8 protein-coding genes and 2 tRNA genes are annotated in these 11,386 nt (G+C 45.1%); 4 read left to right on the top strand and 6 right to left on the bottom strand.

All coding sequences use genetic code 11. The features are described 5' to 3' along the window. Positions 1-166 precede the first annotated feature (166 nt). A complete protein-coding gene (ilvY, locus tag R8N47_RS14520; RefSeq protein ID WP_318070420.1) occupies positions 167-1,057 on the bottom strand; it encodes an HTH-type transcriptional activator IlvY in 891 nt (296 codons plus the stop codon). A 143-nt stretch (positions 1,058-1,200) separates the two neighbouring features. On the opposite strand from ilvY, the gene ilvC reads away from it, so the two are divergent. Beyond that, positions 1,201-2,685 carry a ketol-acid reductoisomerase gene (gene ilvC, locus R8N47_RS14515; protein WP_109168648.1) on the top strand — a complete coding sequence of 495 codons (1,485 nt, stop codon included), beginning with the start codon at positions 1,201-1,203 and terminating at the stop codon, positions 2,683-2,685. A gap of 288 nt (positions 2,686-2,973) precedes the next feature. Here ilvC and ubiK read toward each other — a convergent pair whose 3' ends face one another. From ubiK to R8N47_RS14495, 4 genes are all read right to left on the bottom strand, one after another. Continuing rightward, positions 2,974-3,225 (bottom strand): ubiquinone biosynthesis accessory factor UbiK, encoded by a 252-nt coding sequence (gene ubiK / locus R8N47_RS14510; protein WP_005398178.1) that lies wholly within the window; start codon positions 3,223-3,225, stop codon positions 2,974-2,976. A 131-nt stretch (positions 3,226-3,356) separates the two neighbouring features. After that, positions 3,357-6,479, bottom strand: a complete 3,123-nt coding sequence (vmeD, locus tag R8N47_RS14505) for a multidrug efflux RND transporter permease subunit VmeD (protein WP_006743289.1) — start codon at positions 6,477-6,479, stop codon at positions 3,357-3,359. 12 nt (positions 6,480-6,491) lie between these two features. Next, complete coding sequence (locus tag R8N47_RS14500) at positions 6,492-7,595, bottom strand: efflux RND transporter periplasmic adaptor subunit (protein WP_012841250.1); 1,104 nt, start codon at positions 7,593-7,595, stop codon at positions 6,492-6,494. 18 nt (positions 7,596-7,613) lie between these two features. Further along, positions 7,614-8,195, bottom strand: a complete 582-nt coding sequence (locus tag R8N47_RS14495) for a TetR/AcrR family transcriptional regulator (RefSeq protein ID WP_104216645.1) — start codon at positions 8,193-8,195, stop codon at positions 7,614-7,616. A gap of 168 nt (positions 8,196-8,363) precedes the next feature. Between R8N47_RS14495 and rep the strand changes: the two genes are divergently transcribed. Further along, a complete protein-coding gene (rep, locus tag R8N47_RS14490; protein WP_005398170.1) occupies positions 8,364-10,379 on the top strand; it encodes a DNA helicase Rep in 2,016 nt (671 codons plus the stop codon). A gap of 73 nt (positions 10,380-10,452) precedes the next feature. Here rep and R8N47_RS14485 read toward each other — a convergent pair whose 3' ends face one another. Beyond that, the gene (locus R8N47_RS14485) at positions 10,453-10,866 is read right to left on the bottom strand and encodes a c-type cytochrome (protein ID WP_012841248.1); all 414 of its coding nucleotides are present in this window, start codon (positions 10,864-10,866) and stop codon (positions 10,453-10,455) included. 335 nt (positions 10,867-11,201) lie between these two features. Here R8N47_RS14485 and R8N47_RS14480 point away from each other — a divergent pair. Both R8N47_RS14480 and R8N47_RS14475 read left to right on the top strand, forming a co-directional pair. Next, positions 11,202-11,278: transfer RNA gene (locus R8N47_RS14480), tRNA-Arg, on the top strand. Between the two features lie 33 nt (positions 11,279-11,311). Continuing rightward, positions 11,312-11,384, top strand: a tRNA-His gene (locus R8N47_RS14475). Positions 11,385-11,386 lie beyond the last annotated feature (2 nt).

The following is an 11,386-nucleotide window of genomic DNA, read 5'->3' as shown; positions in this document are numbered from 1 at the left end:
TCAGAAGTGAAACGAAATAGCGCCGATGGTAGTGTGGGGCTTCCCCATGTGAGAGTAGGACATCGCCAGGCTTTAAATTTGAAAAAGCCCACTCGAAAGAGTGGGCTTTTTTGCGTTTCTGGGTTTTGAAAATTACCTAAGCACTCAGAACTCAAAACATCTATCGTTAAGGTGTAATGTATTTACTCTCTGCCACTTTCCAAAAAGCCTTCACTAATGGATTCTCTAACTGATTTTTGTTGCAGCAGACACCAAGTTCAAACGGCTTAATTGGTAACACTTTTAAGCGATTTATCTTCTCTCTCACCGGGCTATTGTTGATCACGACATCAGGTGCTATACCTACACCGCATCCTAGTGCAACCATACTTACGATGGCTTCATGCCCTGACGTTTGCGCGTAGATATTTGGCTTTATTTTCATTTTTTTGAGCCAAGTATTGGCTCTATCTCTTGCTGTCCCTGCTTCTGGGAGAATGAATGGAATGACTGACCAGCTTGGTCTTTCTTTTTGTAGCTCCTCCGCAAATGAACTCACGCCGACAGGAGCGATGACAGAAAGCGGTATTTCACTGATCGTTTCAAATGCGATTTTGCTTGACATCTGCTCAGATTTGGCTGAGATGGCAATATCGGCTTCATCTGCTAAAATTTTGTCGATCGCTTGAGCTGGATCGCCGGTTGATAGCTTAAATTCGATAAAAGGATGCTGCAGACGAAAATCAGAGATTAACTCTGGCAGGTGGCTGTAGCTTGCAGTAACCGAACAAAATAGACGGATTTCTCCTTTCAATTCATCCTCGGCTCCCTTTAGGTGACTTTGGTACTGCTGCCATTCGCCAAGAATTTTTAAGGCGACTGGGACTAGCTTTTTGCCTTGGCTCGTTAAATCAACGCTGCGATTGTCCCGCAAAAACAATTGTTGGCTAGTTTCTTCCTCTAGCTTTTGTATTTGTCTGCTCAAGGCTGAAGGACTCACATGCATCGCTGCTGCGGTCTTAGCGAAACTTTTACTCTCACACAGATGAATAAAAAGTTGCAGGCTTTTGATATTCATTAAATCTTCATTTCCATGTTGCACAAATTGCAATAACTAATTGTGAATATATCACTTTAAGCAATTTAATGTCTGTTTTAGTATGAAGTTATTCGGTAAGGCAATTACCGACCTCAATGGAAGAATCTCAAAGGAGCACCCAGATGGCTAATTATTTCAATACCTTAAACTTGCGCGAGCAGTTGGACCAATTAGGTCGTTGTCGCTTTATGGACCGTAGCGAATTTGCTTCAGAAGCGGATTACTTAAAAGGCAAGAAAGTGGTCATCGTAGGTTGTGGTGCTCAAGGTCTTAACCAAGGTCTGAATATGCGTGACTCTGGTCTAGACGTTGCTTATGCGCTTCGCCAAGCAGCGATTGATGAGCAACGCCAGTCATTCAAAAACGCAAAAGACAACGGTTTTGAGGTAGGTAGCTACGAAACGCTAATTCCACAAGCTGACTTAGTAGTAAACCTTACTCCTGATAAGCAGCACACAAACGTTGTTGAGACGGTAATGCCGCTAATGAAAGAAGGCGCAGCACTGGGTTACTCTCACGGTTTCAACGTTGTTGAAGAAGGCATGCAAATCCGTAAAGACCTAACGGTAGTAATGGTTGCACCTAAATGTCCGGGTACGGAAGTTCGTGAAGAATACAAGCGTGGTTTCGGTGTTCCAACTCTTATCGCTGTTCACCCAGAGAACGACCCAAAAGGTGAAGGTTGGGATATCGCGAAAGCTTGGGCTGCAGCAACAGGTGGTCACCGTGCAGGCTGTCTAGAGTCTTCTTTTGTTGCTGAGGTGAAATCTGACCTAATGGGTGAGCAAACTATCCTTTGTGGCATGTTGCAGGCTGGTTCTATCGTATGTTACGAGAAGATGATTGCTGACGGTATCGAACCTGGCTACGCAGGCAAGCTTCTTCAATACGGCTGGGAAACGATCACGGAAGCTCTGAAGTTTGGTGGTATCACTCATATGATGGATCGCCTAACTAACCCTGCGAAAGTGAAAGCATTTGAGCTTTCTGAAGAGCTAAAAGAGCTGATGCGTCCGCTATACAACAAGCACATGGATGACATCATCACAGGTCACTTCTCTAGCACGATGATGGCTGACTGGGCAAACGACGATGCAAACCTACTAGGCTGGCGTGCAGAAACGGGTGAAACTGCTTTCGAAAACTACCCAGAAACTGACGTAGAAATCTCTGAGCAGGAGTACTTCGATAACGGTATCCTGATGGTTGCTATGGTTCGTGCGGGTGTTGAGCTAGCATTCGAAGCAATGACGGCATCTGGCATCATCGATGAGTCTGCTTACTACGAGTCTCTACACGAGCTGCCACTTATCGCAAACACTATCGCACGTAAGCGTTTATACGAGATGAACGTGGTTATCTCTGATACGGCTGAATATGGTAACTACCTATTTGCTAATGTAGCAACGCCGCTACTGCGTGAAAAATTCATGCCTTCTGTTAGTACAGACGTTATTGGCAAAGGTCTAGGTGAAACGTCTAACCAAGTAGATAACGCGACTCTTATCGCTGTGAATGAAACAATCCGCAACCACCCTGTAGAGTACATCGGTGAAGAGCTACGTGGTTACATGACTGATATGAAGCGTATCGCGGTGGGCGGCTAAATTACTGGCCTTAAGGTTCCATTTCGGTGTCGAAGGTGCTCGTTTACTATCGTAAAGTCCGCGCCTTCTCCTAGAAATGAAACCTTAATACTGCGTAATTTACTTAGTCTCAAGTAACGCAGTAGATAAACTCCAGGCAGACTGGAGTGATAAATACAAAATAAAACACAACATCTAATCAAAAGGCTTGGTCGCCGTTGACCAAGCTTTTTCTTTTTAGCCACTTATGAAACAAGTCGGTTTAATCCTCATAAAGAAAACGCTCCTTTGTGAGGAGCGTTTTAACACTTATTTTTCTGCAAGCTTCTCTTCAAGCTCCGCCAATTTCTGTTCCATTTCTGTCAGTTTTTGACGCGTGCGCAGTAAAACTTGAGTTTGAACATCAAACTCTTCGCGGCTTACTACATCTAGCTTATTCAGTTGGCCTTGGATTACTTGGCGAACCTTCTGATCAACATCAGAGCCCAACTCTTTTACAGGTTGAGGCATTGAGTCGTGAATCTGTTTAGCAATTTGCTCTAATTTCTTTGGGTCAAACATAGTGGCTAAAACTCCTTTTGATTTGCCCTCATTTTAAGTAAATGATACGTGAAAGTCGCCATTTAGATGGCAAAAAAGAGAGCGGCAATAAAAAAGGTCACCGAAGTGACCTTTTTGAATGCCTTAAAAGCTTATCTGTTATCCGCTAATTCACGGTGTGCTGCTTTCGCTTCATCAACTCGTGCCAATTTCTCCAAGTCTTTGTCTTCAACAAATACTGGCAGTGGTTTGTGTTTTTCTGCTAGGTAGCTGTAAATCACAGGTAGTACGAATAGTGTGAACAATGTACCAATTGCTAGACCAGCAACGATGACGATACCGATACTGAAACGTTGTGCGGCGCCTGCACCTGTTGCGTACATCAGCGGGATCAGACCTGCGATCATTGCTGCGGTTGTCATTAGGATAGGGCGAAGACGCACTTTCGCAGCCTCCATCACCGCATCAATACGAGACAGTTTATTATGTAACTGCTCTTCTTTGGCTACTTCACAGATCAAGATACCGTGCTTGGTGATCAGGCCGACCAGCGTGATCAAACCAACCTGCGAGTAGATGTTCATGGAGGCCGTACCCCACGCCAACGCGATCAAGGCACCACATATTGCTAGCGGTACAGATACCATGATGACAATAGGGTCGCGGAGTGATTCAAATTGAATCGCCAGAACGAGGAAGATGATCGCAAGTGCAAGACCAAAGGTTGCATACAAGGCACTACCTTCTGTCACAAACTGACGAGATTCGCCCATGTAATCGTGGTTATAGCCTGCAGGCAGTTTGGTTTGTGCGATATTTTCAAACCAATTAACAGCATCTCCCATCGAGACACCAGGGCCAGTAACTGCACCTACAGTCGCTGAGTTTAACTGGTTGAAGTGTGGCAAAGAGCGAGGCTCGGCCACCACATCGATGGTAATCAGACTACCTAATGGAACCGCTTTACCATCTACAGAGCGTACATAGTAGTTCTTCATCGATTCTGGGTTTAGACGCCATTTACGCTCAACCTGAGGAATTACCTCATAAGAACGGCCATTTAGGTCGATACGGTTTACATAGCCATCTGCCATCATAGTACTGAGGGTGATACCAATGTCTTGCATAGTCACACCGTAGGCACCCGCTTTGTCTTTATCGATCTTGATCTTCATCGTTGCAGAATCATATTTCAGATCCAGATCGGAATAGACAAACATTGGACTGCTTGCTACTTCTGACAGAATGTCATTTGCAACGGTAAACAAACTTTCAAAGTTGTTTGGTGTTGTAATTACGAACTGTACAGGAAGGCCTGAACCAGCACCTGGTAGTTCCGGCATTTCGTAGGCAGCAATAGACATTCCCGGAATGCTCGAAACAAGCCCACCAACACGCTGTTTGATTTCTGCTTGGCTCGCTTCTCGTTCGCCCCATGGTTTGAGTGTAGCTAAACCAAACGCTTGATTAGAATCCGGTACACCGTTAAATACCTGAGCGTATTCTACTTCTGGTTGATCAGAGAGAATCTTATTCACATCATCCATGGTGTTTTGGATGTAGTCCAAATTCGAATTCGATGGTGCGGTCCCTATGAGCACAACAACACCTTTATCTTCAGAAGGAGCTAGTTCACTAGGAATAAACTTGAATAAAACAGGTAGGCTTGCAAATACAATAATGGCAAATACGATCACCACTGGTCGGCTCGCCATTACTGCTTTTAACATATTTGCGTAGCGATTAGTCATGCCATCAAGGATATGGTGAACTTTTTGCTCAAACTTGCTCGGCTTTTCGTTCGCCTTCAGCATCTTTGAACACATCATAGGTGATAGCGTTAAAGCGATGATACCGGACACAAATACCGAACCTGCTAGCGTTAAAGCGAACTCTTTGAACAACGAGCCCGTAATACCGCCCATCAACGCGATTGGTGCGTATACCGCACCTAGCGTTAATGTCATCGCAATAACTGGCACAGCAATTTCGCGCGTACCAATGATTGCTGCACGGAATGGTGACTCGCCTTCTTTGATATGACGGTCCACGTTTTCTAGCACCACGATCGCGTCATCCACCACCAGGCCGATGGCAAGTACCATCGCTAGTAGTGTCATTAAGTTCCAAGAGAAGCCCATTGCCTGCATAACCATCGCCACACCAATCAAAGAGAGTGGAATAGTGACGATAGGAATGATGACCGCACGGAACGAACCTAGGAACAGTGTAATCACTACAAGTACGATAATTGCCGCTTCAAGAATCGTTTTCACTACTTCGTGAATTGACTCGTTGATCGCAATGGTAGAGTCGTACATCACGTTCATTTTGATGTTACTTGGTAAGTTGCGCTCAAGTTGAGGTAATAATTCAAGCACATCAGCAGCGATGTTGATTGGGTTGGCACTTGGCGCGGCGTTGATTGCAGCAACCACGGCTTCTTGGCCGTTTGCACTTGCACGGTAAACGTCGTGACTCTTCTCAAGTGTTACCTTCGCGATATCACCTAAGCGAATAACGTCCCCTTCACCCGTTTTTACGACCAACGCTTCAAGTTCAGCAACGTTTGATACCTGAGTATCCGCGCTACCGTTATAAAGCACGAACTCACCCGTCGCTTGACCCGTCGCAGATTGGTAGTTGTTGGCGTTAAGAACGCTCATCACATCCGTTGCAGTCAGCTTTAATGCGCCCATTTTGGCTGGATCTAGCCATACGCGCAGCGCGTATTTCATACCACCGTAAAGGTCGACTTTTGATACACCATTTACAGTGAATAGCTGTGGGTTGATTACACGCTCAAGGTAGTCGGTGATCTGGCTGGAAGACAACTCGTCACTGGTAAAACCAATATACAATACCGCGGTAGTAGAACCGGTCGACATCGTTACGGTCGGGTCTTCGGCTTCTTTTGGAAGCTGGGAACGTACCGAGTTAGTTTTCGCTAAGATGTCAGCCAATGCCGCGTTTGGGTCGGTATTCAACTTCATGTTGACAGTAATGGTTGATTTACCTAACACCGATTGCGAGGTCATATAATCAATATTATCGGCTTGCGCCACCGCTTGCTCCAATGGCTGAGTAATAAAGCCCTGGATCAAGTTGGCACTTGCACCGTAGTAACTGGTGGTCACGGTGACCACTGTATTCGTCATTTCAGGGTATTCACGAACTTGCATTTTGAACACGGCTTGCAAACCAAGCAATGCAATCAAAAAACTGATCGATACCGCTAAAACTGGACGTTTTATAAAAACATCTGTAAAGCGCATGATGCCTCCAACTTAAAGCATTGGTGTTTCAGCAGGTGGGGTAGTTGCATCGCTTTCGACAATGCTTACTTTTGCGTGGTTACTTAAACGGACTTGACCCGATGTCACCACTACATCACCTGGCTTCACGCCTTCTAGAATGTGTGCGATATCTTTAGAGCGTTCGCCAACTTTTACCACATGCTGCTTAACGCGTTTCTCGCCATCTTCTTCCGTTACGATGTAAACATTGTCGCCGTATAGCGTAAACGTGATCGCAGTTTGAGGCAGAGTGACCTGATTTTCTAATTTAGGCAGAATGATGTTTGCACGTGCGAACATACCACTACGCAGTTTGCCATCACTGTTAGGGATATCTGCTTGAACCTGAATCAAGCCACTTTGTACGTTAACCGCAGGCTCAATCGCAGAAATTGAACCTTTGAAAGGCTGTTCTGGGTAGGCATCCACGAAGATATCCACTTCTTGGTCGATGTTGATACGTGAAATATCGGTTTGCGGCACGGTAAAGCGTAAGCGCATCACGCTGGTGTCTTCCAGGCGAACAATATCAGTACCCGCTTGTAGGTACTGACCTAGGTACACGTTACGAATACCTACTACACCATCAAATGGCGCTTTGATTTCGCGTCGGTCGATGGTCGCTTTCAAGCTTTCAATGTCCGCTTTTAAGGAGAAGTAGTTCGCTTCTGCTTCGTCATACGCTTCTTTAGAAATAGAGCCTTTTTTAAATAGCCCTTGGTAGCGTTTGTATTTCGCTTCTGCTGCTGGCAACTTGGCTTGCGAGCTCTTTAAATTCGCTTTCTCAACGTCAGAGTCAAGCAGTACTAATGGCTGGCCTGCTTTGACTTGAGTACCGGAATCAAATGCGATTTTGTCGATAACACCGCTAGTTTCATTAGCAACGGTAACCCCTTGGTTTGGTTCAATAAAGCCAATTGCCTCTATAGCAGGAACCCAATCAACCGCTTGTACTTCAGTTACGGTTACTGGGAATGCTGGTTCAGGGCGATTGGCAAACTGTTCCATTTTGTCTTTGATATCAATTAGCCTGTATGTCACAACACTACCAAAAAGTAATAAAACAATTGATAGCATCAAAATCCACTTTTTCATTCTATTAAGAACTCCAAGTTAGTGTTTAATAATTGCATCCCAACTGGCTTCAATAGCAGCTTCTAATGCCGCCTTATCCAGCTGATAAAATCCCAAAGCGTGTTTCCTAGCAAGTGCAACACTTGCCTCAAAACTCAATCCAGAAAGCACTTCGTTATCGAGAGACTTGAATACGCCCTCTTCTTTCCCCTGATTAAAAAGAAGATCTACTTGGGCAAACATTTGTCTTTCAAGTTCCCGAGCTTTGCTACTATTTGAACAGGGTAGAGACTCATATTGAACTCGATTGCTGAGCGCATTTAAATTCGAGCTCGCTAGATTCCAAATATTGAGCCACATGGTTCGATATCGCTGTTTTAAAGGCATCTCTTCACTCACGCCCAGTTGCACAGCCGTAGCGACACGCTTTGCAACGTTAAGGCGTAACTCCTCCAAAAGATGTTCTTTATCTGAGAAATAACGATAAATCGTTCCTGCTGCGACACCTGCTTCATTGGCGAGCTTTTGCATGGAAAGCCCTTGAAAGCCCGATTCAGCAATGAGTTGCTCTGCAGCGACTAAGATTTGTTCTCGCTTATCTACAGCAGGGTTATCCTTCATAATCCTACCACTAGTGAATGAACGTTCATTCATTATAGCTCAAATACCCGCCTTTTATGCAACAGAATGTTGCGCTTGTTGGTATGAAAATTACAAGAAATCAGCGTAGCTTTCACGAGGCCACCCCTTTATCATAGGCGCCACATTTATCACCCGCAGAGAATTTCTATGAAGCTGAACCCTAGTCAAGATGAAGCCGTGAAATACGTGTCTGGTCCATGCCTAGTGCTAGCTGGTGCTGGCTCGGGCAAAACTCGTGTTATTACCAATAAAATCGCTTATCTGGTTCAGCAATGTGGCTACAAAGCGCGTAATATTGCAGCGGTGACGTTTACCAACAAAGCGGCGCGTGAAATGAAAGAACGTGTCGGCCAAACGTTGGGGAAAGCCGAGTCTAAAGGTTTGATGGTATCAACGTTCCACACCTTGGGATTAAACATCATCAAACGCGAATACAAGCATTTAGGATTGAAAGCGGGCTTTTCACTGTTTGATGACCAAGACCAACTGGCGCTACTCAAGGAACTTACCGAAAAGCAGCTTGATGGTGATAAAGACCTGCTACGTCAGCTTCTGAGTTGTATTTCCAATTGGAAAAACGACATGTTGACGCCAGAGCAAGCCAAAGCGCGTGCGCAAGGTGAGCAGCAACAATTGTTTGCGTTCTGCTTTGATATGTACCAAAAGCAAATGAAAGCCTATAACGCGCTCGATTTTGATGACCTAATTTTGATGCCCGTCTTACTCTTGCGCAATCATGAAGACGTTCGTCAACGTTGGCAGAACCGTATCCGCTATCTGTTGGTCGATGAGTACCAAGATACCAACACGAGCCAATATGAGTTGGTGAAATTAATCGTCGGTGAACGTGGGCGATTGACGGTCGTAGGAGATGATGACCAGTCCATTTATTCATGGCGTGGTGCGAAGCCTCAGAACCTAGTCTTGCTGGGTGAAGATTACCCGAATTTGCGATTGATTAAGTTGGAGCAAAACTACCGCTCTACGAGTCGAATCCTGCGTGCGGCCAACATTTTGATAGCCAACAACCCTCACGTCTATGAGAAGTCCTTATTTTCAGAAATTCCTGACGGTGAAAAACTCAAAGTGTTGTTGGCTAAAAATGAAGAGCACGAGGCTGAGCGTGTCACGGGGGAGTTGATTGCACACAAATTCTTGAATCGAACCGACTATCGTGATTACGCAATTTTGTACCGTGGTAACCACCAATCGCGCTTAATTGAAAAGTCTCTGATGCAAAACCGTGTGCCTTATAAAATTTCTGGCGGCACCTCGTTTTTTGCACGCGCAGAAATTAAAGACATCATGGCGTATTTGCGTGTTTTGGTTAATCCAGATGACGACAATGCATTCTTACGTATTGTGAATACACCACGACGTGAAATTGGCCCAGTAACGTTAGAAAAGCTAGGCAGTTATGCCAATATGCGTGGGAAGAGCCTGTTTGAGTCGAGTTTTGAAATGGGGCTCGAACAGCACTTAACGGGACGCGGCCTGGAAAACTTACGTCGTTTCACCCAATGGTTAGTGGCGATTGCTGACCAAGCTGAGCGTGGCGATACCGTCGAAGCGGTTCGCTCCTTGGTTCGCGATATCCATTACGAAGATTGGTTATACGAAACTTCAGCAAGCCCGAAAGCCGCTGAAATGCGAATGAAGAACGTTTCTGATCTTTACTCCTGGATAGTGGCGGACCTAGAAGGTGACAACTACGATCAAGAAGAGAAAACGTTAAAAGAAGTCGTTCAACGTTTGACCTTGCGTGACATGATGGAACGTGGCGAAGAAGATGAAGACAGCGATGCAGTACAACTGATGACGCTGCATGCATCAAAAGGCCTTGAGTTCCCATATGTATACTTAATTGGGTCTGAAGAAGGTATTTTACCGCACCAAACCAGTATTGATGAAGACAACGTCGAAGAAGAGCGTCGTCTGATGTATGTTGGCATTACCCGTGCGCAGCGTGAACTGACTTTCACTATGTGCAAAGAGCGTCGACAGTTCGGCGAGTTGATCAAACCGACTCAAAGCCGCTTTTTGGATGAGCTGCCATTTGATGACGTTGAATGGGAAGTGAATAAAAAGCCAGTATCAGCAGAAGAGCGTATGGCGAAAGGTCAGGCACACATTGCCAATATTCGAGCAATGTTTAAGAAGTAGAGTATCCTTGTGTTCACTGACTAAAAACAAAAAGGCTTGCCAGTTGGCAAGCCTTTTTCGTTGATGTCTTTACTTATAGACCTTCAATCATGTGGTCGATTGCTGCGATGATTTCATCGTCAGAACAGTCCATACAGGTTCCTTTGGCAGGCATCGCATTGAAGCCTTCTAACGCGTGCTTCACTAACGTCTCTTTGCCTTGTGCAATACGCGGTGCCCAGTCATCGGCATTACCTGTTTTAGGTGCGCCGTTTACACCAGATGCGTGACAAGCAATACAAAAAGTACCATAAACTGTGGCGCCATCACGTGGACCGGTTGGTTCTTCTTTCACTGGCTCAGAACCCGCTAGATAAACATCACCGACAGGTTGGATGCGTTCTGCGATCGCATCGTATTCAGTTTGGCTGATGTCAGAAGCTAAAGCTGCCGTAGAAAACGTTAAGGCAGCGAACAAAACGCTAATCATTTGTCGAGACATATCCATTAAACCCACTTCACATTCCCGAGGTAAGTGACTTACCTATTTATATAGTTAGAGTATTAATGCCGAGCAGAGAAATCACTAAATTCCACTGAATGGCATAGAATGATTAGACAACTTGGTTGCAGCTGTTAAATCAATGTAAATAATGGGTGATTATATCCCGATAACTTGTTGCAATAAACAACAAGTTATCCATGACAGGGCGTGAATCACATCAAAAATTCAGTTTAAAGGAAGATAACTGTCGAAAAAGAGACCAAACGATAAAAAAAGTAAAAAAAGTACTAGACGGCATAGTGTGATATCCGTATTATTCCACTCCGCCGATAGGGCATGCGCCCGTAGCTCAGTTGGATAGAGCGTTGGCCTCCGGAGCCAAAGGTCGAAGGTTCGAATCCTTTCGGGCGTACCATTGCCTCGGAGGATACATCGGTAAAAATCAGTGGTGGCTATAGCTCAGTTGGTAGAGCCCCGGATTGTGATTCCGGTTGTCGCGAGTTCAAGTCTCGTTAGCCACCCC

The organism is Vibrio sp. 2132-1 (assembly GCF_033344315.1).
The sequence above is the reverse complement of the archived record's forward strand: the minus strand, read 5'-3'. Positions and strand labels throughout refer to the sequence as shown.